The organism is Nocardiopsis oceanisediminis, assembly GCF_048595525.1.
Classification (GTDB): Bacteria; Actinomycetota; Actinomycetes; order Streptosporangiales; family Streptosporangiaceae; genus Nocardiopsis_A; species Nocardiopsis_A oceanisediminis.
Window position 1 is genome coordinate 1458035 of sequence record NZ_JAFMZJ010000001.1, and the last position, 24021, is coordinate 1482055.

A 24021-nucleotide genomic window follows, 5' to 3' on the forward strand; every position below is an offset into this window, starting at 1 on the left:
GTTACAGTGCACCTCGTCATTACCCGTCGGTAGATATGGGGCTCCGGGTGTCACGGCTGTTCTCCTGGATGATGCGGGCGGCGTGGTCCTGGGCGCGCCGCAGCGCCGAGGTCCGCCACGGGTCGCGGGCGGCCCGCCGCTTCGCCGGCTACGGCCCCGGCACCTCGATCGCCTTCCCCACCGCGACGGTCTTCGGCGAGCCGTGGATCGAACTGGGCGCGCACACCCTGATCGGCGCGGACATCACCCTGGCCGCGGGCATGCTGCCCGGCCTGGACCTGGGGCCGCGGCCGCTGGTCCGGATCGGCGACGGGTGCACCATCGGGCGCGGGTCGCACATCGTCGCGCACTGCTCGATCGAGATCGGCGACCACGTCTTCACCGGCCCCTACGTCTACATCACCGACCAGAACCACGTGTACAGCGACACCGAGGTGCCGGTGGGCCGGCAGTGGCCGGTGGACGACCCGGTGCGGGTCGGCTCCGGCACCTGGATCGGCGCCAACGCGGTGGTGCTCCCCGGGGCGCGGCTGGGCCGCAACTGCGTGGTGGCCGCCGGAACCGTGGTCCGCCCCGGCGACTACCCCGACCACAGCGTGATCGCCGGCGTGCCCGGCCGGATCGTCCGCCGGCACGACGCCGAGGCGGGCTGGATCCCCCCGCTGCGGCCGCCGGGCGACCGCCCCGACGGCCCGCACCCCTCCCGCCCGGGCGGCGCCTGCCCCGGCGGCCCGGCCGCGCCGCAGGGCTGACCCTCCGCGGGGGCTCCCGGCCCCGCCGGAGCGGCGGTGAACCGCGTGCTCATCACAGGAAAGGGCGGGGCACCGGAGGGGGCCGACGATCTAGTGTGGGGCCATGACGTTCGACGGGTTTGAGACGCTGGCGATCCACGCCGGCCAGGAGGCCGACGCCGAGACGGGCGCGGTCGTCGTCCCCATCTACCAGACCAGTACCTACGCCCAGGACGGCGTGGGCGGGCTGCGGGGCGGCTACGAGTACTCGCGCACCGCCAACCCCACCCGGACCGCGCTGGAGGAGTGCCTGGCCGCGCTCGAATCCGGCGCGCGCGGGCTGGCGTTCGCCTCCGGCATGGCGGCCGAGGACACCCTGCTGCGCACCATCGCCGGCCCCGGGGACCACGTGATCATCCCCGGCGACGCCTACGGCGGTACCTTCCGGCTCTTCTCCAAGGTGCTGGAGCGCTGGGGCCTGGAGTGGGACGCGGTGGACCAGACCGACCCGGCCGCGGTGCGCCGCGCGATGCGGCCGTCCACGGTCGCGGTGTGGACCGAGTCGCCGACCAACCCGCTGCTCAACATCACCGACATCGAGACGATGGCGGAGATCGCGCACGACGGCGGGGCGCTGCTGGTGGTGGACAACACCTTCGCCTCGCCCTACCTGCAGCGGCCGCTGCTGCTCGGCGCGGACGCGGTGGTCCACTCCACCACCAAGTACGTGGGCGGCCACTCCGACGTGGTCGGCGGCGCCCTGGTGGTGGCCGACCCGGAGCTGGGCGAGCGGATCGCCTTCCACCAGAACACCATGGGCGCGGTCGCCGGGCCGTTCGACGCCTGGCTGACCCTGCGCGGCGCCAAGACGCTCGGTGTCCGGATGGACCGGCACTGCTCCAACGCGGAGAAGGTCGTCGAGGCGCTCGCCGGCCACCCGGCGGTGCGCGAGGTGCTCTACCCGGGGCTGCCGGATCATCCGGGGCACAAGGTCGCCGAGCGGCAGATGCGGGCGTTCGGCGGCATGGTGTCGTTCCGGCTGCGCGACGGCGAGGAGGCCGCGCTGCGGGTCTGCGACCGGGCCCGGCTGTTCACCCTGGGCGAGTCGCTGGGCGGCGTGGAGTCGCTGATCGAGCACCCGGCCCGGATGACGCACGCCTCCACCGCCGGTTCGCCGCTGGAGGTCCCGGCCGACCTGGTCCGGCTCTCGGTGGGCATCGAGTCCGCCGACGACCTGGTGGCCGACCTGCTGGCCGCGCTGGGCTGACCCGGACCGCCGGAATCGGGCGGGGCCGCTCGGGAGGGTTCCCGGGCGGCCCCGCCCGATTCCGGCGGGGGCGCCGCCCGGGACGGGCCCGGGCGGCGGGGCGGAGGGCGCGGGGGCGCGGAGACCCCGCGCGGGGTCAGATCAGCGTCCGCTCCCGGCCCGGGGCGGAGCCGTTCCCGTCGCCGCCGCCCTCTCCGCCGGCCTCCCGGCGGGGGCGGGGGACCGTGGCCTGGTCGGGGAAGCGGACCCCGGAGAGGGCGCGGCCGGCGCCGGAGAACGAGCGGTGCGCGGTCCCGGAGCGGAGCGCCCGGTAGTGGCCGCGGTCGTTGCGCTTGATGCCGATCGAGGCCGCGATCAGCAGTCCGAGCAGGGCGCTGAAGAGCATGATGAGAACCACGGTGAGGATCCCGATGAACAGGGGCATCTTCTTCTCCTCTCGTCTCGCGCGGGAGGTCCGGGGGGACCCGCGCGGCCCGGGGCGGCCCCGGGGAGGAAGTGAACCCGTCTGCTGAGTCGGGAGGGGATCTTCCCGTCCTGTTCTCCTGTTCAGCTTATTGGATTCATTCCTACAACTTTACTTTGCGCTCTCGGTGGCGATCCCGTCAAGACCAGTCAGTCGAATCATTGGTACGAATTTGCCGTGCGGAGGGGTTCAGTGTGCGGGCCCGGGTGGCTCCGGTCAAGGAGATTGAGTAGACTCATTGGTACGAATGGCGGTGGGAGCGGACCGGGGAGCGGACTATGGAGCCACGGCACCTGGAGATCGCCCACGACCTCATGGAGGACATCGACGAAGGGCGCTATCCTCCCGGGGCCGCACTCCCCACCGAGGACAAGCTCATGGGGCGGTACGGCACCTCGCGCAACACGGTCCGCAGGGCGCTCCAGGAACTCACCAGCCGCGGCCGGATCGACGTCAAGCAGGGCAGCGGAAGCACCGTCCGCAGCTACGACCCCGTCACCCACCTGGCCGCCGGCTCCGCGAGCGATGACACCGAGCACCGCGCCCCCCAGGCCGAACCGGGGGCCGAGCGCGACGCCGAACCGCACCAGCGGCTCCGGGTGATGGTGGAGGCCGCCGGCGACGCCGTCGCCGAACTGCTCGGCCTCGGCGAGGGCGACGACCGGTCCGTGGTGATCCGCCGCTGCGACCGCTACCTCGGCGGGCGGCTCTGGCAGCGGCAGATGGCCTACTACCCGCGCTCCCTCACCGCGGACACCCCCAAGGGCTCCGAACTGGTCAGCCCCGAGGACATCCCGGGCGGCGCGCGGACCCTGCTGGAGGAGATGGGCCACCCGCAGACCGGCTCCTGGGACGTGATCGGCGCCAAGATGCCCTCGCTCAAGGAGTCGACCCTGTTCTCGATCGGCCCGGGGGTCCCGCTGATGGTCCACGACCGCCTGGCCTACTCCGGCGACCGGCCGATCCGGCTGATCCGGACCCTGATGCCCGCCGACCGGCACCAGCTCCTCTACCACGAGGGCGAGCTGCCGCCCGAGGCGCTGCGCACCGGCATGGGGGTCAACGTGCACGACCGCTGAGCGGTGGCGGCCGCCCGCGGCGCTACACCCGGAGCCGCCGGTCCCCGCCGGCCCCGCCGCCGGAACGGGGCGGCGCGCCGCCCCCGTCGTCGTCGCGGAGGGAGCGGTGCCCCCGCCCCCGGCCGCGCCGCCGGTCCCCGAAGGAGACCGCCAGGAGAAACCCGGCGGCGAGACCGGTCAGCACCAGCCCGCCGATGACCAGAAGGATCGCCATCGCGTCCTCCCTCCTTTTTTCTCGGCCCTCCGACCGGGATGCCGGACGGGACACGGACTTTGGACCCACCCGGATGCGCGGTTGAGTCATTATGCTTTGTAGGACCTGTTGGTACCAGTCCTATACCCCATGGGGAAGCGAGCATGCGCGAAGAGAGCCGATACCGTCAGATCGCCCGCACCCTGCGCCGAGAGATCGAAGGCGGCGAGCTCCCCCCGGGCGCGCGTGTCTCCTCGGAGAAGGAGCTGGAGGAGCGCTTCGAGGCCTCCCGCAACACGGTCCGGCTGGCCCTGGGCATGCTGCGCAACCAGGGCCTGGTCGCCAGCCACCCGGGCAAGGGCCACTTCGTGCAGCGGGTCCTGCCGATCACCTACTACGCCAACCGGCCCTCGGGGCGCTCCGGGTCGGGCATCGAGTTCTCCGCCTTCACCGCCGGCTCCAAGGTCTCCGAGCTGCTCATCGAGAGCGCCACCCCGGAGATCGCCAGCAGGCTGCGCACCCCCGAGGGCGAGCGGGTGGTGGTCCGCCGCACCTCCGGCTACGTGGAGGACCGCTGCACCATGCGGCGCACCTCCTACTACCCGATGGACATCGCCCAGGGCAGCCCGATCATGCACCCGGCGCCGCTTCCGGACGGCGCCGCCGCGGTCCTGGCCGGACTCGGCCACACCCAGGTCGGCAACGTCGACGAGCTGCAGACCCGCATGCCCGCCCCGGAGGAGGCCGAGGACCTCCGCCTCCCGCAGGGCGTCCCGGTGCTGGAGCTGTACCGGACCGGCTACTCCGAGTCGCGGCCGATCGTGCTCGAATGGGTGGTGTTCGCCGGGAACGGGACCCGGTTCCAGTACGAGATCGGCGACCTCGGCGCCTACCGCAGGGACTGAGCGCGGCGTCGGGGCGCCCGCCCGCGGAGCGGGGGACGGAGACCATGACCGCCTCGAAGAAGCACGACGTCGCCGACCGGCTGCGCGCCGCCCTGGACCGCGGCGACCACGCCCCGGGCGACCGGCTGCCGCGCAGCGCCGAACTGGCCGCGCGCTTCGGCGTCTCCGCGGCGACCGCCCGCGCGGCGCTGCGCATCCTCCAGGACGAGGGCCGGGTGAGCGTCCGCCCCGGGCGCGGCGCCTTCGTCCGCGGCTACCGGCCCACCCTGCACCTGGCCACCGACGTGCAGGGCGCCCGCGACTCCGAGCGGTTCGAGACCGGCTACGCGGCCCGGCTCCGGGAGCTCGGCCACCTCTCGGTCACCGAGGAGATCAAGGTCGGCATCGAGGAGATGGGCCCCAAGATCGCCCGGCGCCTCGGCGAGCCCGGACCGGACGCCGGCACCGCGCCGGGCACCGGGGCGCTTGCCGTGGTCCGCTCCTGCGACCGGTTCGTCGACGGGGTGCTCTGGGAGTCCCAGACCAGCCACCTGCCCTACGCGGTCGCCGGCGACACCGAGCTGATGTCCCCCGAGCGGATCGCCCGCGGCGTCGACCAGGTCCTGGCCGAGCTCGGCCGCCCCCGGGACTGGGCCTGGGACGCGGTGGGGGCCCGGATGCCCGCCCCCGCCGAGGCCGAGCGCTTCGGCCTCGGCCCCGGCGTGGCCCTGCTGGTCCAGGAGCGCACCGTCTATTCCGGCCGGACCGCGGTCCGCTTCACCGAGACCGTCATGCCGGCCGACCGCCATCGGCTCGTCTACGCCGACCCCACCGCCCCCGGCGACCTGCTGCTGCTCGCCGCCGACGTCAGCGTCTTCGAGACCTGACCGGGGCGGCCCGGGAGAGGGCGGGGCCGGCGCCGGAGAGCACCGGCGGGACCCGCGGTGCCGGCCCCCGCTGAATACCGGTTTTTCTCCCTCCTCCTGTTCCCGGCGGGATTCCCGGCGGTTGTGAGGAGTAGGGGCCTGTGCCGAGTGGGAAGGGGCTTCTCTCGTCCGGTCCTTCCGTCCGGTTGGGCCGGTTCCGTTCCGGTCCTTGCCGCGGGTCCCCGCCTGTGTCCCGTTGAGTACCGGTTTTTCTCCTTCCTCCCGTTCCCGGCGGGATTCCCGGCGGACCTGAAGAGCATGGGCCCCTCTGCTGAGCGGGAAGGATCTCCGCCCGTCCGGATCGGCCCCGGTCCTTTCGCTCACCGGTCCCTGCCCGCGTCCCGCCGAGGCCGGTGAGCGGAAGGACGGGACGGGCCCCTGTCCGCGCGCAGGAGCGGACTTCGGCGCGCCGGCCGGAAAAGGGGCGGGGCGCCAGAGGCCCTGCGGCCGCCCCCACCCGTCTCGGCACCGGGGAGCAGGGCGTCCGTGCACCCGCCCCCCGCATCGGGATCGGCGCTCGCACCGGCTACCGGGCTCAGCGCCGCCCCGAGGTGTAGGCGCGCAGTACCGCGCGGCCCGGACCGGCCGGACCGGCCGGAACGACCCGGCCGCCCCGCGAGCGGACCTCGGCGGCGAAGGAGCCGGGGGCGGTGCCGCCCGGGACGACCAGGGTCAGCGCAGCCCCGCGGTCCCGGATTCGGTCCAGTTCGGCGGCGGTCGCCGCGGCGGTCTCCGCCACCGGGGGCCAGGAGAACGCCGCCGTCCCGTCCCGGCGCAGGTGCGCGGTGGGCTCCCCGTCGGTCACCGCCACCACGATCGGCGCCGTCCCCGGGCGCCGGTCCAGGTGCGCCCCGGCGAGCCGGAGCGCGTGCTGCGCGTTGCTGCCCTGCACCCGGCGGCGGAGCGGCTCGACCAGCTCGCCGGGGCGCAGCTCGCGCGCGTACTCGTCGAACCCGATGACGGTCACCGCGTCTTCCGGGTACCGGCTCTCCGCCAGCGCGCACAGCGCCAGCGCCGCCTCCCGGGCCGGGCCGAGCAGCCCGCCGCGGACCATCGAATGGGAGAGGTCCACCAGCAGGCACACCGCCGCGGACGCCCGGAAGTCGGTCTCCGCCGCACGCAGGTCCTGCGGGGCCAGCGGGATCCTGCCGGGCGCGGCGCCGCCGGGCGCCGGGGCCCCGGGGAGGCGCCCCCGCTCCGCCGCGGTGCGCAGTACCGCCGCCCGGACCGTCGCCGCCGCGTCGAGCGGTGCGGCGCAGCCCGGCTCCCACGGCAGCACCCCGCCGGCCGGGTCGCCCGGGTCGCCGGAGGAGGCGCCGGGGTGCCCGCCCCGGCGGGTGCGGCGGCGGGGCCCGGGGGCCAGGTCGCGCAGGGCGGCATCGCCCAGCCGGCGGACCGCCGCCGGGGTCAGCCGCGGCCGGGTCGCGGTCCCGGCGAGGTGGCCGCGGTCGCGCAGGGACCGCTCCAGTCCGACCAGCCGGTCCAGGTCCGCGGCGGCCTGCGCGCCGAGCCGGCGGGCCAGCGCGGCGCGGTCCACGCCGGCGGCGGCCCCCGGCCGGGCACCGGGGGCCCCGGCCCGCTCCAGCGCCTCCTCCAGGGCGGCGAGGTCGGCGATCTCGTCCAGGGCCGCCACCGCCTCGGCCAGCCCCAGGTCAGACGGCCCGTCGAGCGGCGGCGGGCCCTCCGCGGCGGCCCGGGCCAGGTCCGGGCGGTGCGCCAGGAGGGCGTCGGCCAGCCGGTCCAGCGCCGGGCCGAGGCCGTCGCGGGCCGCGGCGCGGTCCAGCAGGCCGGACAGCTCGGTCCGCCGCTCGGCGGGCAGGCCCGAGGCCAGCCGCCGGGCGGCCGCGGCCCGCCTGGCCAGCAGGTCCACGATGGCGTCCAGGTCGGGCAGGTCGGCCGGGAAGAAGTCGCCGAACTCGGCGAGGAACGCCGCGACGTCGCCCTCCTCGCCCCGGGCCCCGGCCTCCAGCAGCGCGGCCAGGGCGTGCGCCATCCGGGCGATCCGGGCCGGATCGTGCGCCGCCCCGCCCGGAGCCCCGCCCGGAGTCCCGCCCGGAGTCCCGCCCGGAGTCCCGCCCAGGCGGGCCGCGACCAGCTCGCCGCGCACCTCGTCGAGCAGCTCCCGCACGATCCGCTGGGCCTCGGGCGAACGCCACCGGTACGGCTCGCCGGCCAGCTCGCGTAGGGCGGCGGCGCTGTCCCGGGGGAGCGAGGCCAGCCGGATCTCGTGCAGCCGCGCCTCGTCGGAGGGGTCGGCGGCCAGCGCATCCCGCTCGGCGGCCAGCGCCCGGTCCAGGGCGGCGCGCGCCCGGTGGAGAACCCCGTCCGGCCGTCCCCGGGCGGCGGCCTCCGCGCGCAGCCCGCGCACCCGCTCGACCAGGCCGTCCAGCCCGGTCAGCCCCTGCACGCCCCGCCGGAGCAGGGTGCGCAGGCCGTCGGCGGCCGACGCCCCGCCGAGCACCTCCCGCCCGAGTTCGCGCAGGGCCGCGTTGACGTCGAAGGGCGGAGCCAGCGGGTCGGACCCGGGCCGGCCGCGGCTGTAGCGGAAGCGCTCCATCGCTCGAAGCTCCCGAGGGGTGAGGGGCGGGGTGTCCTGCGTATCGCCTCCGAGTCTGCCCGAGAAGGGCCGGCCGCGGGGCGGGCGGCCGCCCGCCCCGCACTCCAGGCGCCCTACCAGGCGACCTTCGCCGAGTTGGTGTCGGTGCCGTCGTAGTTCCCCGGGTGGTCGTAGGCGGGGAAGTTCGTGGTGGTGCCGATGTAGTTGTAGCCCCTGTACAGGTACAGGGTGGCTCCCGCGCGGTTCCAGACCGAGCGGACGTTCTCGCCCAGGCCCTGCTGCCTCAGGTCGGGGGATCCGTATTTGAAGATCCCGATGGTCCCCTGCCCGTGGGGCTGGGAGAAGAGGCAGGCGTACCCGTGCGGGCAGCGGTCCCACCCGGTGGCGGCCTGCGCCGGAGCGGCCACGGCGGTCCCGGCGAACAGCATGGCCCCCGCCGCCGCGGCAGCGATCAGGCCCTTCCTGAGAACGGACATCATGGATTACCCCCGTCGATCGGTTGTACGGCGTTCGCCGGTATCCCCGCGAAACGGCCCCGGAACCTGGGCCGGAATCCCGGCGATGAGACCTCGGTCACCCCGGTGGCCGGGCCCGACCCGCCGAGCAGCGGCGACTCCGGCCGCGGTCCTCGCGTCCCGCCCGGATCATGGCCGCTTCAGGACAGGCTTCAGAGAACGAATGTTCTCCGCGAGCGGATCGGGAGCGCGAGTGGGCCCGATCCGGCGCTCCCGGCGCTCCCGGCGCTCCCGGCGGCACGGGCCCGCCGGGCGCGGACGGACGCCCGCTCACCCCCTCCGCGCGGCTCCCGCCCCGACCGGGCGGCTGCGGAGGAGAAAGGGACGCGGGGGCGTTCCGGCCGGGTGCGGCGTCTCGCGGGGTCGGGGCTCAGGCGGGCGGCGACGGCAGAGGTGGGAGGCGGCGGGGCGTCCCGGCCGGGCGCGGCACCCCACGGGGTCAGGGCCCAAGCAGGCAGCGACGGCGGCGAGGCCGGGGCGGGGCGCTCCACTCGGGCGCGGCATCTCACGGGGCGGGTGTTCAGACCGGCGGCGACGGCAGGAGGGGGCCGGGGCCGCAGACCAGGCGCGGCGCCTCGCGGAGCGGGCGTTCGGACCAGTGGCGACGGCCGGGGAAGGGCCGGGGCAGGCCTCACTCGGGCGCGGCGCCTCACGGGGCGGGTGTTCAGACCGGCGGCGACGGCCAAGGCAGGGGCGGGGCCAGGCGTCTCGGCCGGGGGCGGTGCCCCACGGGGTGGGGGTTCAAGCGGGCGGCGAGGGCGGGGGCGGGCCGGGGGCGGCGGTCGCGTGCGGAAGAGCGGTCGCGCGGAAGAGCGGGTGTGCGGAAGGGGTGGCGGGGGCCGCGCCCGCGCAGCCCCCGCCGCTCAGGAGGGCCGACCGGAAACCTCCGAAACCCCTGACCTGGGCGAACACGCACGGTGAGGGTGAGGAGGGGTGCCCTGCACACCTCCGCGTCGCCTCCTCGACGCCGGGGCGCGCATCCCGGCCCCGATCGGCTCGCCCAGGACCCGAAACGCCCCGGCCAGAGCGCTGACCGGGGATCCGAGCCGCCCGGAAGGCGGGGAAAAGGGGCCCCGAACCCGGGAAGCGGCGACCAAAGAGAGGCAGAGCGGCGCATCGGCGCCCTCACCTCCTCCAGAAGGCCCCATTTCGTCACCCTGAGTGATTGATGAGGGGGTGGGGCGGGCTCTGGGGCTTACTACTCGCGCGTAGATGTCATCCGAGTCGACGCGGAGGTGCGCAGGCCGACCCGGCCCCGCCCCCCGCCCCCCGCCGAGAGCCCGACATGAAGGCCACACCCCCTCGTGTCACCGGCCAGGCGGGCCAGGCCTCTTCTCCCGCCCTCACCGCCGGCCTGAACCCCCGCCCCGCGAGACGCGGCGCCCGGCCGAGATGCCCGGCCTCGCCTCTACCTCCGCCGTCGCCGCCTGCTTGAACCCTCGCTCCGCGATGTGCCGCGCTTGCTCGGGGCGACCGACCAGAAGGCTGCCGGGATCGCGGGCGATCGCCCGCGATCCGCCACGCCGGCCGACCATCACCGCGCTGAGTCGACCGCATGCCCGGTGGTCCCTGAGGGGAGCAGGGCCCGGTACCGCCGAGAGCGGCGCCGGGGTGCTCCCTTCGGTGGCCGGGACCGGGCGGACACGGGGCCCGGTGGGGACGCCCCCTTTCCCTACGCCCTGGTCAGGTGCGGTAGGCGGAACGCTCCCGGGCCGGGTCCGCGGTCTCCTTGGAGAGCCGGCGGGTCAGGTAGAGCCCTTCCAGGGCCAGGTCGGCGGCTGCCGCGGCCAAGCCCTCGGCGCGGTCCGCGCCCTCGGCGGGGGCCTCCTCGCCGGCCAGCGGCTCCCGGCCGGCGTCGGCCAGGGCGGCCAGCGACGCCGGGTCGGGCAGCGGGCCGAGGGAGCCGAGAAGTTCGGCGGAGGGCACCGCCGCACCGGAGACGGCCTCGCCCCCGGCGGCGAACATCGCGGTCAGCGGCTCCAGGGCGGTCTCCGGCAGCCGGCCCCGGAACACCTCGGCCGTGGCGCGGCGCAGCAGGTGCCCCAGCACCTCGGTCTCCTGCCCCTCCTCGCCGGGCGCGAACTCGACCTTCCCGCGCAGCACCGGGACGGCCGCCTGCAGGTCGCACACCCTGGCAGTCGGGCACTTCTCCCCGGTCAGGGCGGCGCGCCGCTCCGCCGAGGCGGCCGCGGTGCGCACCGCGGCGATGGCGAACCGGGCGGACACCCCGGAGCGGGCCTCCACCGCGGGCGAGGCCCGCACCATCCGAGTGAACCGGGCGACGACCTCCACCACGTGCGCGGGCACCAGCGCCCCGCCGGGGTCCGCGGCCTCCTGCCGGACCAGCGCGACCTCGTCCTCCAGCGCCTCCGGGTAGTGGGTGCGCACCTCGGCGCCGAACCGGTCCTTGAGCGGGGTGATGATCCGCCCCCGGTCGGTGTAGTCCTCGGGGTTGGCGCTGGCCAGCACGGTGACGTCGACCGGGAGCCGGAGGACGTGCCCGCGCACTTGGAGTTCCCGCTCCTCCAGCACCCCGAGCAGCGCGACCTGCACCCGGGCGGCGAGGTCCGGCAGCTCGTTCAGGGCCAGCACGCCCCGGTTGGCCCGGGGGACCAGCCCGTAGTGCACCACCTCGGGGTCGTCCAGGGAGCGCCCCTCGGCCAGCCGCGCCGGGTCGATGTCGCCGATCAGGTCGGCCACCCCGGTGTCGGGCGTCGCGGTCTTCTCCCGGTACCGCTGACTGCGGTGGAGCCAGCCGACCGGCGGCGTCTCCCCGGCCGCGTCGAGCCGGCGGCAGCGCGGGCAGTGCGGGGCATAGGGGTGGTCGCTGATCGGGCAGCCCTCGACGACGGGCGTCCACTCGTCCAGCAGCGCGCCGACGGCCCGGATCAGCCGGCTCTTCCCCTGGCCGCGCTCGCCGAGCAGCACCACGTCCTGCCGGGCCAGCAGCGCCCGCTCGACCTGCGGTAGCACGGTCGCGTCGAACCCGACCATCCCGGGGAACCGGTCCCGCCCGGAGCGCAGCCGCTCCAGCAGGTTCTCCCGCAGCTCGTCCTTGACCGACCGCCACCGGTGCCCGGCGGCGCGCAGCTCCCCTAGAGTCCGGGGCAGCCCGTCCGGCGGCGGGGATCCGACATGTGCGCTGGGGGGAGGGGAGGTATGCACGGCGCTGAGTCTAGGTCCTCGCCCCCGGCCCCGACAGAAGATCATCCGTCCTGTGGAAACCGCCCGCCGGTCGGCCCTTCCGATACTCTCCCTGTATGCCTCCGGGCTGGAATTCCACCTCTGAGGAGGATGGTCACATAAAGATAACGCCCCACGTCTTCCCAGGTCATTTTGGGTGAGCCCCGCGCAGGCGGGGATGGACCGTGGCGGATGGCCTGGTCGATGACCGCGATGTCGTGAGCCCCGCGCAGGCGGGGATGGACCGAGGGCGATGCCCCAGTGCCGCTCGGCGACCTCGTGAGCCCCGCGCAGGCGGGGATGGACCGCACCAGGCGGTGAGGTCGAATTTCGCGGACAGGTGAGCCCCGCGCAGGCGGGGATGGACCGCGCTCCCGGGCCGCGTCGAGCCCGCCGCTGGCGTGAGCCCCGCGCAGGCGGGGATCTCCATACCGCTGTCCTCGGATCGGTCCTCGGCGGTGGGTGTGAGCCCCGTGTGAGCGGGGACGTTCGGAGGGTCCTTCGGGCGGGCGTCCGTCGTCCCGGTTGTGGGAAATAGCCGGGGCCGGACGGGGGTTGCACCTCCCCAGGGCTGGGATCATGGAAGCAGGGGCCGGGAGCCCCGCGAATCCCTGTGCGGTTGCCGATGACGTCCGGGAGCGAGGACGACGGATGAGTGAGGTGCGGGCAGTGGCGAGGTTCGGCGATGCACTGGCGTCGGGCGCCGACCTCGTGAGTGCCGCCGAACGGGCGGCGACCGAGGCGGTCCGGTCCCTCGACGGCCCCGCCGACCTGGTCTTCTTCTCGGTGTGCGGGCCGGACGCCGAAGAGGTGGTGCTGGCCGGCGAGCGCGTCATGGGGATGGTCCCCGGAGCGGTGAGCATCGGGTGCACCTCCGCCGGTGTGATCGGCGGCGGCCGGGGCGTCGAAGGGCAGGGCGCCGTCAGCGTGTGGGCGGCCCGGCTGCCCGAGGTCACCATGACCCCCTTCCGGCTGGACGTGGTCCCCGAGGGCGACCACCTCGCCGTGATCGGCATGCACGAGCCCGACCCGGAGGACAGGGCCGCGCTGCTGCTGGCCGACCCCTACCGGTTCCCCGCGCAGTCCTTCGTGGAGCGCTCCACCGACGCGCTGGGCGGGCTGCCCATCGTCGGCGGGCTGGCCGACGGCATGGGCGGTGAGCGGTCCGTGCGCCTCTTCTTCGAGGGCGAGGTGATCGACGCCGGGGCGATCGGCCTGCTGCTCGGCGGCAGCGGGGTCGTCGGCACCATGGTCAGCCAGGGGTGCCGGCCGGTCGGGCCGGCGATGGCGATCACCGGCGCCGAGGGCAACCTGATCACCGAGCTGGCCGGGGTGCCCGCCTACGAGCGGCTGGAGTCGCTGGTCAACGTGCTCCCGGAGGAGGAGCAGGAGCTGGCCGCGGCGGGCGGGCTGCACATCGGCATCGCCATGGACGAGTACGCCGACCGGCACGAGCGCGGCGACTTCCTGGTCCGCTCGGTCGTCGGAGCCGACCCCGAGGACGGCAGCATCACCATCGGCGACATGGTGGAGGTCGGGCAGACGGTGCGGTTCCAGGTCCGGGACCGGGACACCGCCGACACCGACCTGCTGGAGCGGCTGGGCGTCTTCGGCGAGGACTCCGGCGGCCGGATCTCCGGGGCGCTGCTCTTCTCCTGCAACGGGCGCGGCGCGTCCATGTTCGACAGCGCCGACCACGACGTCCGGGCGGTCCGCCGGACCCTGGGCATCGACGCGGTGACCGGCTTCTTCGCCGCCGGGGAGGTCGGTCCGGTGGCCGGCCGCAACCACGTGCACAGCTACACCGCCTGCCTGCTGGCGTTCGGCGACTGACACCCCGCCCCGCAGCCCCGCCCGCGAACCCCCGCCCCTGACGCCCCGGCCCGTTCCGGACGTGCCTCGGAACGGGCAAAGGGCTTCTTTTACCCCGATGCCGCAGAAACGCGGCGTGCCTGTCTTGTCACTGATTGTCATTGCCTGCTTACTGGACGGGTCGGTTTCTCGGGCGATGAGGGGTGACGATGGGGCGAAGACTGCTGCGCACCGGTGCGGTGGCCGCCGCCGGTGTGCTCACAGTGGGGCTGCTCGCGGCGGAGGCGTCCGCCTGGGCGCCCGAGCGCGCCCCCGCGCGCGGATGGTTCGTCGAGGACCCGGCCGAGGCCGAGACGTCCGGAACCGCCTGGGAGCGGGGCGGGCTGCGGGCCGCCGAGGGCCGGCCCGAGCCGACCGCGGCGCTGGGCGGGCGGGTCCCCGGGGCGCCGGTCGCCCAGGCGGTGTTCCCGCCGCACGACCTGCCCCGGCCGGTCGACCGGGTGGCGGTGGCCGCCGACGCCGAGGGGCCCGCCGAGGGCCTGCTGATCGAGGTGCGCGGGGAGCGGGCCGACGGGGTGTGGACCGAGTGGCGGGAGCGGACGGACGGCCCGGCGGTCGAGACCGGGCGGGTCCGGCTGCCCGCCCCGGTCGGCCGGGTCCAGGTGCGGGTCGGCATCGGCGGCGAGGCCGCCCGGGCCGGCACCGTGCTCTCCGGGGTCCGGCTCCGGCCGCTCGGCGGGCCCGCCGAGCGCCCCGGGACCGCGGTCCGCGAGCGCCCCTACTCGGCCCGGCTGTTCGCCACCCGGATCGGCCTGGTCGGCGGGCGCACCGCCAACGGGCACACCGTGCGCACCGCCGACCACTTCGTCGCGCTGCCGTCCCGCCGGGCGCTGGCGCCGCGCGGCGCCGGCGACTACACGGTGCGGGTGTGCACCGAGGGCGCGGAGCGCCGCTGCGCCTACGCACCCGTCTGGGACGTCGGCCCGTGGAACATCACCGACGACCACTGGAACGCGCGGCGGGAGAGCTGGCTCGACCTGCCGCACGGCCTGCCCCAGGCGCAGGCGGCCTTCCTCGGCGGGCACAACGGCGGCCGGGACGGCTTCGGCCGCACCGTGCTCAACCCGGCCGGCATCGACCTGGCAGACGGGACCTTCCGGGAGGCGCTGCGCCTGCCGACCAACGCCTGGGTGCGGGTGGACTACCTGTGGACCGCGGAGCAGACCGCGCGCGCCCGGATCGCCACGGTCAGCATGTCCGACCCGGTGGTGGTCCGCTCCGGCCCCGGCTTCGGGCACCCCGCGGTCGGCCTGGCCGCGCACGCCGCCCAGGTCGGAGTGGAGTGCGCGGCCGACGGCGACCGCGCGTCCGGCCCCGGCGGCGCGGGCACCGCCTGGTACCGGATCGGCGAGGGGCACTACATCCCGGCGGCCTACGCCGAGGGCGGCGAGGGCGCCGCCGGCTGCGCCGAGCCGGGCCCGGCCCCGGTGCCCTGACCCGGGAACGCGGACGGCCCCGGCGCGCAGGCGCCGGGGCCGAGGGGCCGGATGCCCCCGCAACGCGGAAGGGGCGGCTTCTCGCCGCCCCTTCCGCGATTTCGCTGCGGTAGGGGCTATGCCCCGCCGTAGGGGACGGCGTCGATGATCTCGACCGAGAGGCTCTTGCCGTTCGGGAGGTTGTAACTCACCGTGTCGCCGATCTTCTTCCCGTTGATCGCGCTGCCCAGCGGGGACTTCGGGGAGTAGACGTCGATCGGGGCGCCGCTCTCCTCGCGGGAGGCGAGCAGGAAGGTGACCTCTTCGTCGTCGCCCTCGAACTTGATCGTGACGGTCATGCCGGGGCCGACCTCGCCCTCCTTCCGGGGGGCGTTGCCCACGCGCGCGCTGCGGAGGATGTTCTGCAGCTGCGCGATGCGCGCCTCGATCTTGCCCTGCTCTTCCTTCGCCGCGTGGTAACCGCCGTTCTCCTTGAGGTCGCCCTCCTCGCGGGCGGCTTCGATCTTGTCGGCGATCTCGATGCGACCAGGCCCCGAAAGGTGCTCCAGCTCGGACTTGAGCCGGTCATACGCCTCCTGGGTCAGCCAGGTGACGTTGTCATCGCGGGTCTCGGTCACGGGAACTCCCTTGGTGCGTCTGACGACTGCGGACCTTCTGTCCGGCCGCAGCTGAACTTACGAGGTTATCACCGCGTGTTCCGCCTGGAAGGGGCCTGGAACGCCGTGCGGGCCGGGGTATCCGGGGGGCGGCTCCGGGCGTTCGGGGACGCTTCGGGCGGGTGCGGCGGGAGGTCGGGGGCGGACGGGGATCGGACGGTGTGCGGCGGAGGCTCAGGCCCGCGGCCGGTGGCCGGGGCCGCGCGTCACTTCTTCGCCGTACCTTGTTCCCTGCAGGAGGCCACTTCTACCATCGCGGCCTCGCGGACCGTCTCGATCTCGGTGGTGACGGTCTTGGTGCCCGCACCGACCTCCACGTCCCGCTGCCCGATCTCCACGTGCTGCCGGTCATAGGCGCGGACCAGGCAGGACACCGGCTCGCCGCTGCTCACCTGGAAGGTGATGGAGGCGGTGGAGGAGTCGACGATGCTCCAGGCCACGGTCTGCTTGGCGACGCCGCCGCCGTCCCCGTAGCTCACCAGCGCGGCCCCCCAGCCGATGGTGAAGAGGCCCGCGGCGATCAGCCCGATCAGGAAGATGAAGGGCTTTCCCCCGTACCGGCGCATGGCCGAACGGGGGCCGCGCTCGTCGCCGCCGGGGGCGGCGGTGCCGGCCGCGCCGTCGGACGTGAGGTCAGAGGGGCTCTCGGGCATGCGGGAATCTCCGAACGTGGGGACTACGTTGTCTAAGATAGCCCCGCCCGACGGGGCCCCCGTTCCACCCCCGCCCCAGCGCACCCGTGTCGGGAGCGCCGCGGGCGCCCGCGCGGCCGCCAGGCCGGGCGCGGGCCGAACCGACAGAGCTTTTCGACTACCCGAGGGGTTACTCCGTTGTCCGAGCGTCTGCGGCTCATGGCCGTTCATGCCCACCCCGATGACGAGTCGAGCAAGGGGGCGGCCACCATGGTGCGCTACGTCTCCGAAGGCGCCGAAGTGCTGGTCGTCACGCTCACCGGAGGTGAGCGCGGCTCGATCCTCAACCCGGCCATGGACCGGCCGGAGATCAGTGAGAACATCGCCGAGGTCCGCCGCAAGGAGATGGCGGAGGCCCGGCAGATCCTCGGCGTGCACCAGGAGTTCAGCGGTTTCATCGACTCCGGGCTGCCCGAGGGCGACCCGCTCCCGCCGCTCCCCGAGGGGTGCTTCGCGGTGCAGCCGCTGGAGGTCGCCAGCGAACCGCTGGTCCGCTCCATCCGCTCGTTCCGCCCGCACGTGGTCATCACCTACGACGACAACGGCGGCTACCCGCACCCCGACCACATCATGACCAACCGGGTCTCGGTGGAGGCGTTCGACGCCGCCGGCGACCCGGAGCGCTACCCCGGCACCGGGGACCCGTGGCAGCCCCTCAAGCTCTACTACCACGTGTCCTTCCCCCGGGCCCGGTTCGAGGCGCTCTCCGCCGAACTGGAGGAGCGCGGCCTGGACAACCCCTACAAGGAGTGGATGGACCGGATCGAGGACCGGGAGTGGCCCGAGTGGGACATCACCACCCGCATCGAGTGCGGTGAGCACTTCGAGACCCGGGACCGGGCGCTCAAGGCGCACGCCACCCAGGTGGACCCGGACGGCTTCTGGTTCGCGGTCCCGCTGGACGCGCAGCGCGCGGCCTGGCCGACGGAGGACTACCACCTGGCCCGCTCGCTGGTCGACACCGAGCTGCCGGAGACGGACCTGTTCGCGGGCGTCCGGACGTCGGTGAGAACATGAACGGCATGAACACCGTCCTCCTGCTCGCGCAGACCGAGATCGACCAGGACACGATCACCCCGGGGCTGCTGGGGTTCCTGGCCATCGCCTTCATCGGGGGCATCCTGTACTTCCTGATGAAGAGCATGCGGACCAAGCTGGACAACGTCCGCTCCGGTGCGCTGGCCGAGTCGTCCGCCGACGGCGGCGCCCCGGTCGAGAAGCGGGCCGAGCGCACCGACTGACCGGCTCCGGCCCGGACCGCCCCGCACACGGCCCGGCCGGAGCGGCCGAACGGGGCGGCGCGCCCTGAGGACGCGCCGCCCCGTTCGGCGTGCGCGGAGCCCGGCGCTCCGCCCGGTGCGGCGCCGCGCCGCGGCGGGCCCTCCCGGGCCGCACCACCGGGGCCGCCCCTCCTCAGGGGGGGCGCCGCCGGCGCGGCGGGCCCGGGGACGCCGAAACGGCGCCCCGCGGGCGCGGGGCACCGGTGCCGGTCCGGCGGAGGGGTCAGCCCTCCTCGCTCTCGAAGGCGCGCAGCAGGTCGGCGGCGACGCTCACGGCGATGGTCGCGGGCTCCTTGCCGGTGATCTCGGCCATCCCGATCGGGGTCTTGATCCGGCCGATGGCGGCCTCGTCGTGCCCGCCCTCGGTGCTGAGGCGCTTGCGGAACCGCGCCCACTTGGCCGCCGACCCGATCAGCCCGATGGAGCCGAGGTGGTCGGTGCGCAGGGCGGCGTCGCACAGGGCGGCGTCCTCGGCGTGGTCATGGGTCATGATCAGGACGTGGGTGCCGTGCGGCAGCTCCGCCAGCACCTCCTCGGGCAGCAGCGGCGTGTGGTGCACGTGCACCTGGGCCGCCGCGTCCGCCAGGACGCCGAGCCGCTCCTCGGAGAGGATCTCGGAGCGGCTGTCGACCAGGTGGAGGTCGAGGTCCTGGCGGGCCAGGATGCGCGCCAGCTCCAGCCCGACGTGGCCGACGCCGAAGACCGCCACCGCCCGCACCGTCGGCAGCGGCTCGAGCAGCACCGAGACCGTGCCGCCGCAGCACTGCACGCCGTGCTCGTTGGTCACCTTGTCGTTCAGCGCGAAGTCGATCAGCTCCGGCTCCCGCCCGGACGCGGCGATCATCTCCCGGGCCCGGTCGATCGCGACGGCCTCGATGTTGCCGCCGCCGATCGAGCCCCATGCCTCGGTCCGCCCCACCACGAGCTTCGCACCGGCGTTGCGCGGGGCGTGGCCGCGCACGGTCGCGACGGTCACCAGCACGCCGGACTCCCGGCGCGCCCGCAACCGCGCGACCGCGGCGACCCACGTCATGTCAGGCACTGTTCAGCACTTCTGCGACGGCCCGGACCCCGCCGCCGACGGCGGACCCGCCGGCGGTGCCGGCGCTCCCGGAGGCGCCGCTCCGGCGGGCCTCCTCGATCGCCCAGTACACCGCCTCCGGCGTCGCGGGCGAGGCCAGCTCGACGCCGACCCCGCCCGGCCCGAACGCGGCGGCGGCCTGCCGCAGCGCCTCCCGCACCGAGAACGCCAGCATCAGCGGGGGCTCGCCCACCGCCTTGGAGCCGTAGACCGCCCCCTCCTCGGTGGCGTTCTCCATGAGCGTGACGTTGAACTCCTCGGGCATCTCCGAGAAGCTCGGCAGCTTGTAGGTGCTCGCGGCCTGGGTCAGCAGCCGGCCGCGGTTCGGCCCGTCGCCGGTGTCCCAGCGGAGGTCCTCCAGCGTCAGCCAGCCCGCGCCCTGCACGAAGCCGCCCTCGACCTGGCCGATGTCGATCATCGGGGAGAGGCTGTCGCCGACGTCGTGCACGATGTCGACCCGCCGGATGCGGTACGCGCCGGTGAAGCCGTCCACCTCCACCTCGGTCGCGGCGGCGCCGTGGGCGAAGTACTTGAACGGCGAACCCCGGAACGTCTTCGCGTCCCAGTGCAGGCCCTCGGTCCGGTAGTAGCCGGCCGCGGAGAGCTGGACCCGCTGGAAGTACGCGGTGCGCACCAGGTCGTCCCAGGCCAGCTCCTCGTCGCTGCCCAGGGCGCGCGCGACGCCCTCGGTGATGCGCACGTCCGAGGCGTTCGCGCCCAGCCGGCTGGAGGCCACCCGGAGCAGCCGCTCGCGCAGCTGCTCGCAGGCGTTCTTGATCGCCCCGCCGTTGAGGTCCGCCCCGGAGCTGGCCGCGGTGGCGGAGGTGTTGGGCACCTTGTCGGTCCGCGTCGGGGCGAGGCGGACCCTGTGCAGCGGGATGCCCAGCGTGGTCGCGGCCACCTGCAGCATCTTGGTGTGCAGGCCCTGGCCCATCTCGGTGCCGCCGTGGTTGATCAGGACCGAGCCGTCCTTGTAGATCAGCACCAGCGCGCCGCCCTGGTTGAAGGCGGTGAGGTTGAACGAGATGCCGAACTTGACGCCGGTGATCGCGAGGGCCCGCTTGGTGTCCGGGTGCGCGGCGTTGAAGGCGGCGATCTCGCGCTCGCGGTCGGCGAAGCCGGCGTCGCTCTTCACCTGCCGCCAGACGGCGGAGATCCGGTCGGCCTGCGTGACCGGCTGCCCGTACGGGGTCTCCTGGCCCTGGCCCGGCCGGTAGAGGTTGCGCTCCCGCAGCTCCACCGGGTCCAGGCCGAGCTGCGGCGCGCAGCGGCCCAGGATGTCCTCGATCACCAGCATGCCCTGCGGCCCCCCGAAGCCGCGGAAGGCGGTGTTGGAGACCGTGTTGGTCTTGGCGATGCGGCCGGCGACGCGCGCGTTGGGAATCCAGTAGGTGTTGTCGATGTGGCACAGCGCGCGGGCCAGCACCGGCTCGGACAGGTCCAGGCTCCAGCCGCCGTCCGCCGTCAGGGTGGCCTCGAGCGCCTGGATGCGGCCGTCGGCGTCGAAGCCGATCTTCCACGCGGCGTGGAACCCGTGGCGCTTGCCGGACATCGTCAGGTCCTGGGTCCGGTTGAACCGGAACCGGACCGGCCGGCCGGTCAGCTTGGCGCCGAGCGCGGCCATGGCGGCGAACCCGTGCGGCTGCATCTCCTTGCCGCCGAAGCCGCCGCCCATCCGCAGGCACTGCACGGTCACCTCGTGCGAGGGAACGCCGAGCACGTGCGCGACGATCTCCTGCGTCTCCGAGGGGTGCTGGGTGCTGCTCTGGACGAACACCTGCCCGTTCTCGTCGATCTGCGCCAGCGCCGCGTGCGTCTCCAGGTAGAAGTGCTCCTGGCCGGAGAACCGGAACTCGCCGCTGAACACGTGCGCGGAGTCGGCGAAGCCGGCGTCGGTGTCGCCGGTCGCCATCACGGGCCGGGCGCCGTGGAAGCTCTCGGCCGCGATCGCCTCCTCCACCGTGATCAGGGAGGGCAGCTCGTCGATCTCCACCTCGACGGCGGCCGCGCCGAGCCGGGCCGCCTCCAGGGTCTCGCCGAGCACCCAGGCGACCGCGTGGCCGTGGAACATGACCTCGTCGGGGAAGAGCGGCTCGTCGTGCTTCATCCCGGCGTCGTTGACACCGGGCACGTCGGCGCCGGTCAGCACGCGGACCACACCGGGTACGGCGAGCGCCGGACCGGTCCGCAGCGCGGTGACCCGGCCGCGGGCCTGCATGGCCTGGACCGGGTACGCGTGCAGCACGTCCTTGGTGCGGTGCACCAGGTCGTCGGTGTAGAGCGCGGTACCGGTGACGTGCTGGAAGGCGCTCTCGTGCGGCATCGAGACGCCGACGGCGGGCTTTTCGGGGCGTTCGGACAGATGACTCATGACGACACCGCCTCGGTGGTCTGGGCGTGCAGCTTCAGCAGGCTCTGGCCGAGCATCGCGGAGCGGTAGAGGGAGCTGGCGCGGTGGTCGTCCATCGGCGTGCCCTCGCCCCGCAGCACCCGCGCCGCGGCCTCGGCCGTCTCCGCCGACCACGGCCGGCCCTCCAGGGCCGCCTCCGTGGCGAGGGCGCGGATCGGGGTGGCGGCCACGCCGCCCAGGCCGATGCGGGCCTTGCGGACGGTCCCGTCCTCGATGTCGAGCGCGAAGGCGACGGCCACGCTGGAGATGTCGTCGAAGCGCCGCTTGGCGATCTTGTGGAAGGCCGAGGTCCGGGAGAGCGGCAGCGGGATGCGCACCGACCGGATCAGCTCACCGGGGCGGCGCACGCTCTGCCGGTAGCCGGTGAAGTAGTCCGCCAGCGGGACCTCGCGCTCGCCGTCGGGGCCGGCCAGGACCAGCGACGCCTCCAGCGCGAGCAGCACCGGCGGGCTGTCGCCGATGGGGGAGCCGGTGCCCAGGTTGCCGCCGAGGGTCGCACCGTTGCGGATGAGCCGCGATGCGAACTGCGGGAACAGCTCCGCGAGCAGCGGCACGCCGCCGTCGAGGCGGCGCTCGATCTCGGTGAGCGTCAGCGCCGCGCCGATCTCGATGAGGTCGGGCTCGACCCGCAGCTCCCGCAGTTCGGGGAGGCGGTCCACGGCGACCACGCAGTCCGCCCGGCGGGAGCGGATGTTGACCTCCACGCCCCAGTCGGTGGAGCCGGCGACCACCACCGCGTCGGGCCGCTCGCGCAGCACCTCCAGCGTCTCGGCCAGGGTGTCCTTCCGCAGGAACGCGCTGTCGCCCCGGGTGTACTCGGTGGCGGCCGGCGCGGGCGGGGCCTGCTCGCGGCGCTGCGCGAGCGGGTCGGTCTCGGCGGGCGCGCCGACGGCGAACGCGGCGTCGCGGATCGGGCGGTAGCCGGTGCAGCGGCACAGGTTCCCGCTCAGCGCGTGCAGGTCGAAGCCGTTCGGGCCGTGCTCGGCGTCGCCGCCGGCCGGGTCCGCGTGCTCGCAGCGGCCGGGCCGGTAGTACTCGGCGGCCATGCTGCAGACGAAGCCCGGCGTGCAGTAGCCGCACTGGGAGCCGCCGCGGACCGCCATCTCCTCCTGCACCGGGTGCAGGGCGGGCGGCGTGCCCGGCTCGCCGGCGGTGGCGAGGCCCTCGGAGGTGACGACCTCCTGGCCGTCGAGCGCCGCGACCGGGACCAGGCAGGCGTTGACCGCGACCCAGTCGGTGGGCTTGTCCACCCCGGGGCGGGCCACCAGCACCGAGCAGGCGCCGCACTCGCCCTCGGCGCAGCCCTCCTTGGTGCCGGTGAGCCCGCGGTCGCGCAGGAAGTCCAGCACCGTGGTGTGGGGCGCGGCGGGTGAGATGGGTGCTTCTTCCCCGTTGACCGTGATCCGCGCGGCTACCATGACAGGCCTTCGTTTCGGTGCGCGGTCGGTCGGTTCATCTTGTTCGCCATGTCAGGCAGCTTTCTGTGTTCGGACACGCCACGTGAGAGGGGTTCCTGCGCGCGGAGGCGCCACGTGCGGGGATCGGCCGCGCGACGGCACGCGACGGCGGCGTGCCGAGGGGCGGTGGCGGGAGACCCGGGATGTGCCCGCAGAGGGGCACGTCAGAACGGCGCGTTCAGCAGCCGTGCGCGATCCGGCCCGGAACCCAGGCGGTGCACTGGGCGAGGCGACCGAGATCAGAGCTGGTGTTCATCCGCTGGTCGCCTCCTTTCGGTAGCCGTGGACCGACGTTGACCGCAACCTAGTGGCTTACGTCACCGAGGTCAAGGGAGCGGCCCCGGTTCTCCCGGGAGCCGGCCGGTCCCGGCTCCGGGGCGGCGCCGCCGTGCCCGGCGGCGCCCCGGCACGCCGACCGGGCGGGGGCGCGGCCGCCGCGCCTCCCCGCCCGCCGGTGCCGGCGGAGCCGCCCCGGACCGGGGCGGCTCCCGCTCCCGTCAGTAGTCGACGCGGTCGGACTTCGCGATCCAGGCGTCGAACGGCGCGGTGCGGTTGGGCAGGTCCAGGTGGACGACCTGCAGCGGCCACGCCTCCTGCGGCTTCTTCTCGAACAGGTCGTAGAACTTGCGGTCGTCGAAGCCGGCCACCGCGGCGTCGTTGCGGTCGGCGGAGAACACGACCCGCTCGACGCGCGCCCACAGGGCGGTGGACAGGCACATCGGGCACGGCTCGCACGAGGTGATCAGGGTGCAGCCCTCGAGGGAGAAGGTGCCCAGTTCCGCGCAGGCGGCGCGGATCGCGCTGACCTCGGCGTGCGCGGACGGGTCGTTCGCCGCGGTGACCTGGTTGTGCGCGGTCACGACGATCGCCCCGTCCTTGACGATCAGGGCGCCGAAGGGGCCGCCTCCGCTGTTCGCGCTGTCGGTGGCGACGGCGATGGCCTGCTGCATCCAAGCCTGCTCGTCCTGGACGATGGTCGCGGGGTTCACGGTCACGGTCGCTCCTTGTCGAATGCGATGGGGGGGCGGGCGCCGCCGCGGAGGCGGTGCCCGAGCGGATCGGGGCCGGTCGGACGCGGCGGACGCGTTCCGGGGAGACCGGGGTGCGGATGGTGGGTTTCGGGCCGCCGCCATTGCGGACGGCGCCGTCGTACGGGCCTACCCGAGCAAGTACACAGCCGTCCGGAGGGAATCAGCCAGGCGTCGCGGACATGAAATATGGATGGCACGGGATCGCGGCTTCGTAGGTTCCTATGAGGACTGACCTGGCCTTGGCGCGGTCATGGAGCGGAGCCGGACCGGCCCCGCGGACGGGCCGCGCGCGGGCCTTCCACAGGCCG

General features: G+C 74.9%; 20 protein-coding genes. 9 read left to right on the forward strand and 11 right to left on the reverse strand.

The annotated features are described in order from the left end of the window. The first annotated feature begins 35 nt into the window (after positions 1-35). Together J0910_RS06565 and J0910_RS06570 are read left to right on the forward strand one after the other, a co-directional pair. Complete coding sequence (locus tag J0910_RS06565) at positions 36-752, forward strand: acyltransferase (protein WP_420157625.1); 717 nt, start codon at positions 36-38, stop codon at positions 750-752. 103 nt (positions 753-855) lie between these two features. Next, positions 856-1998 (forward strand): cystathionine gamma-synthase, encoded by a 1143-nt coding sequence (locus J0910_RS06570; protein WP_420157626.1) that lies wholly within the window; start codon positions 856-858, stop codon positions 1996-1998. 136 nt (positions 1999-2134) lie between these two features. Here the strand turns inward: J0910_RS06570 and J0910_RS06575 are convergent, their stop codons facing one another. Then, complete coding sequence (locus tag J0910_RS06575) at positions 2135-2422, reverse strand: hypothetical protein (protein WP_420157627.1); 288 nt, start codon at positions 2420-2422, stop codon at positions 2135-2137. A gap of 317 nt (positions 2423-2739) precedes the next feature. Here J0910_RS06575 and J0910_RS06580 point away from each other — a divergent pair, with 317 nt between their 5' ends. Beyond that, positions 2740-3540 carry a GntR family transcriptional regulator gene (locus J0910_RS06580; protein ID WP_420157628.1) on the forward strand — a complete coding sequence of 267 codons (801 nt, stop codon included), beginning with the start codon at positions 2740-2742 and terminating at the stop codon, positions 3538-3540. Positions 3541-3562: 22 nt separating this feature from the next. Here J0910_RS06580 and J0910_RS06585 read toward each other — a convergent pair whose 3' ends face one another. Next, entirely contained in the window at positions 3563-3754 is a 192-nt protein-coding gene (locus J0910_RS06585) for a hypothetical protein (RefSeq protein ID WP_420157629.1), read from the reverse strand. 143 nt (positions 3755-3897) lie between these two features. On the opposite strand from J0910_RS06585, the gene J0910_RS06590 reads away from it, so the two are divergent. Continuing rightward, positions 3898-4638: a GntR family transcriptional regulator gene (locus J0910_RS06590; RefSeq protein WP_420157630.1), complete on the forward strand. Its 741-nt coding sequence runs from the start codon at positions 3898-3900 to the stop codon at positions 4636-4638. Between the two features lie 44 nt (positions 4639-4682). After that, on the forward strand, positions 4683-5504 hold the full coding sequence (locus tag J0910_RS06595; protein WP_420157631.1) for a GntR family transcriptional regulator: 822 nt from the start codon (positions 4683-4685) through the stop codon (positions 5502-5504). Between the two features lie 574 nt (positions 5505-6078). On the opposite strand, the gene J0910_RS06600 is transcribed toward J0910_RS06595, so the two are convergent. From J0910_RS06600 to J0910_RS06610, 3 genes are all read right to left on the reverse strand, one after another. Next, complete coding sequence (locus tag J0910_RS06600) at positions 6079-8100, reverse strand: VWA domain-containing protein (protein ID WP_420157632.1); 2022 nt, start codon at positions 8098-8100, stop codon at positions 6079-6081. Between the two features lie 113 nt (positions 8101-8213). Beyond that, entirely contained in the window at positions 8214-8576 is a 363-nt protein-coding gene (locus J0910_RS06605; protein WP_420157633.1) for a peptidase inhibitor family I36 protein, read from the reverse strand. A 1722-nt stretch (positions 8577-10298) separates the two neighbouring features. Then, positions 10299-11780, reverse strand: coding sequence for a sigma 54-interacting transcriptional regulator (locus J0910_RS06610; protein ID WP_420157634.1), 1482 nt, complete (start codon positions 11778-11780; stop codon positions 10299-10301). Positions 11781-12467: 687 nt separating this feature from the next. On the opposite strand from J0910_RS06610, the gene J0910_RS06615 reads away from it, so the two are divergent. Together J0910_RS06615 and J0910_RS06620 are read left to right on the forward strand one after the other, a co-directional pair. After that, positions 12468-13631, forward strand: coding sequence for an FIST signal transduction protein (locus tag J0910_RS06615; protein WP_420161906.1), 1164 nt, complete (start codon positions 12468-12470; stop codon positions 13629-13631). Positions 13632-13819: 188 nt separating this feature from the next. Next, positions 13820-15106, forward strand: a complete 1287-nt coding sequence (locus tag J0910_RS06620; RefSeq protein ID WP_420157635.1) for a hypothetical protein — start codon at positions 13820-13822, stop codon at positions 15104-15106. A gap of 116 nt (positions 15107-15222) precedes the next feature. Here J0910_RS06620 and greA read toward each other — a convergent pair whose 3' ends face one another. After that, positions 15223-15723 (reverse strand): transcription elongation factor GreA, encoded by a 501-nt coding sequence (gene greA / locus J0910_RS06625; RefSeq protein ID WP_017592302.1) that lies wholly within the window; start codon positions 15721-15723, stop codon positions 15223-15225. Between the two features lie 245 nt (positions 15724-15968). Further along, positions 15969-16415: a DUF4307 domain-containing protein gene (locus J0910_RS06630; RefSeq protein ID WP_420157636.1), complete on the reverse strand. Its 447-nt coding sequence runs from the start codon at positions 16413-16415 to the stop codon at positions 15969-15971. A gap of 177 nt (positions 16416-16592) precedes the next feature. Between J0910_RS06630 and mca the strand changes: the two genes are divergently transcribed. Both mca and J0910_RS06640 read left to right on the forward strand, forming a co-directional pair. Further along, positions 16593-17471: a mycothiol conjugate amidase Mca gene (gene mca / locus J0910_RS06635; RefSeq protein ID WP_420157637.1), complete on the forward strand. Its 879-nt coding sequence runs from the start codon at positions 16593-16595 to the stop codon at positions 17469-17471. 5 nt (positions 17472-17476) lie between these two features. Next, the gene (locus J0910_RS06640; protein WP_420157638.1) at positions 17477-17695 is read left to right on the forward strand and encodes a hypothetical protein; all 219 of its coding nucleotides are present in this window, start codon (positions 17477-17479) and stop codon (positions 17693-17695) included. Positions 17696-17957: 262 nt separating this feature from the next. On the opposite strand, the gene xdhC is transcribed toward J0910_RS06640, so the two are convergent. The 4 genes from xdhC to J0910_RS06660 form a co-directional block, all read right to left on the reverse strand. Then, positions 17958-18767, reverse strand: coding sequence for a xanthine dehydrogenase accessory protein XdhC (xdhC, locus tag J0910_RS06645; RefSeq protein ID WP_420157639.1), 810 nt, complete (start codon positions 18765-18767; stop codon positions 17958-17960). A 1-nt stretch (position 18768) separates the two neighbouring features. Further along, entirely contained in the window at positions 18769-21186 is a 2418-nt protein-coding gene (gene xdhB, locus J0910_RS06650; protein ID WP_420157640.1) for a xanthine dehydrogenase molybdopterin binding subunit, read from the reverse strand. Continuing rightward, complete coding sequence (locus J0910_RS06655; protein ID WP_420157641.1) at positions 21183-22643, reverse strand: xanthine dehydrogenase small subunit; 1461 nt, start codon at positions 22641-22643, stop codon at positions 21183-21185. The genes xdhB and J0910_RS06655 overlap by 4 nt, the downstream gene beginning before the upstream one ends. Positions 22644-23179: 536 nt before the next feature. Beyond that, positions 23180-23677, reverse strand: coding sequence for a nucleoside deaminase (locus J0910_RS06660; RefSeq protein ID WP_420157642.1), 498 nt, complete (start codon positions 23675-23677; stop codon positions 23180-23182). Between the last annotated feature and the right edge of the window lie 344 nt (positions 23678-24021).

What these genes read in the sequence shown, in the direction of transcription:
- J0910_RS06565 (WP_420157625.1), top strand. Translation starts at nt 36, where the DNA reads ATGGGGCTCCGGGTGTCACGGCTGTTCTCCTGGATGATGCGGGCGGCG.
- J0910_RS06570 (WP_420157626.1), top strand. Translation starts at nt 856, where the DNA reads ATGACGTTCGACGGGTTTGAGACGCTGGCGATCCACGCCGGCCAGGAG.
- J0910_RS06575 (WP_420157627.1), bottom strand. Translation starts at nt 2,422, where the DNA reads ATGCCCCTGTTCATCGGGATCCTCACCGTGGTTCTCATCATGCTCTTC.
- J0910_RS06580 (WP_420157628.1), top strand. Translation starts at nt 2,740, where the DNA reads ATGGAGCCACGGCACCTGGAGATCGCCCACGACCTCATGGAGGACATC.
- J0910_RS06585 (WP_420157629.1), bottom strand. Translation starts at nt 3,754, where the DNA reads ATGGCGATCCTTCTGGTCATCGGCGGGCTGGTGCTGACCGGTCTCGCC.
- J0910_RS06590 (WP_420157630.1), top strand. Translation starts at nt 3,898, where the DNA reads ATGCGCGAAGAGAGCCGATACCGTCAGATCGCCCGCACCCTGCGCCGA.
- J0910_RS06595 (WP_420157631.1), top strand. Translation starts at nt 4,683, where the DNA reads ATGACCGCCTCGAAGAAGCACGACGTCGCCGACCGGCTGCGCGCCGCC.
- J0910_RS06600 (WP_420157632.1), bottom strand. Translation starts at nt 8,100, where the DNA reads ATGGAGCGCTTCCGCTACAGCCGCGGCCGGCCCGGGTCCGACCCGCTG.
- J0910_RS06605 (WP_420157633.1), bottom strand. Translation starts at nt 8,576, where the DNA reads ATGTCCGTTCTCAGGAAGGGCCTGATCGCTGCCGCGGCGGCGGGGGCC.
- J0910_RS06620 (WP_420157635.1), top strand. Translation starts at nt 13,820, where the DNA reads ATGGGGCGAAGACTGCTGCGCACCGGTGCGGTGGCCGCCGCCGGTGTG.
- J0910_RS06630 (WP_420157636.1), bottom strand. Translation starts at nt 16,415, where the DNA reads ATGCCCGAGAGCCCCTCTGACCTCACGTCCGACGGCGCGGCCGGCACC.
- J0910_RS06640 (WP_420157638.1), top strand. Translation starts at nt 17,477, where the DNA reads ATGAACACCGTCCTCCTGCTCGCGCAGACCGAGATCGACCAGGACACG.
- xdhC (WP_420157639.1), bottom strand. Translation starts at nt 18,767, where the DNA reads ATGACGTGGGTCGCCGCGGTCGCGCGGTTGCGGGCGCGCCGGGAGTCC.
- xdhB (WP_420157640.1), bottom strand. Translation starts at nt 21,186, where the DNA reads ATGAGTCATCTGTCCGAACGCCCCGAAAAGCCCGCCGTCGGCGTCTCG.
- J0910_RS06655 (WP_420157641.1), bottom strand. Translation starts at nt 22,643, where the DNA reads ATGGTAGCCGCGCGGATCACGGTCAACGGGGAAGAAGCACCCATCTCA.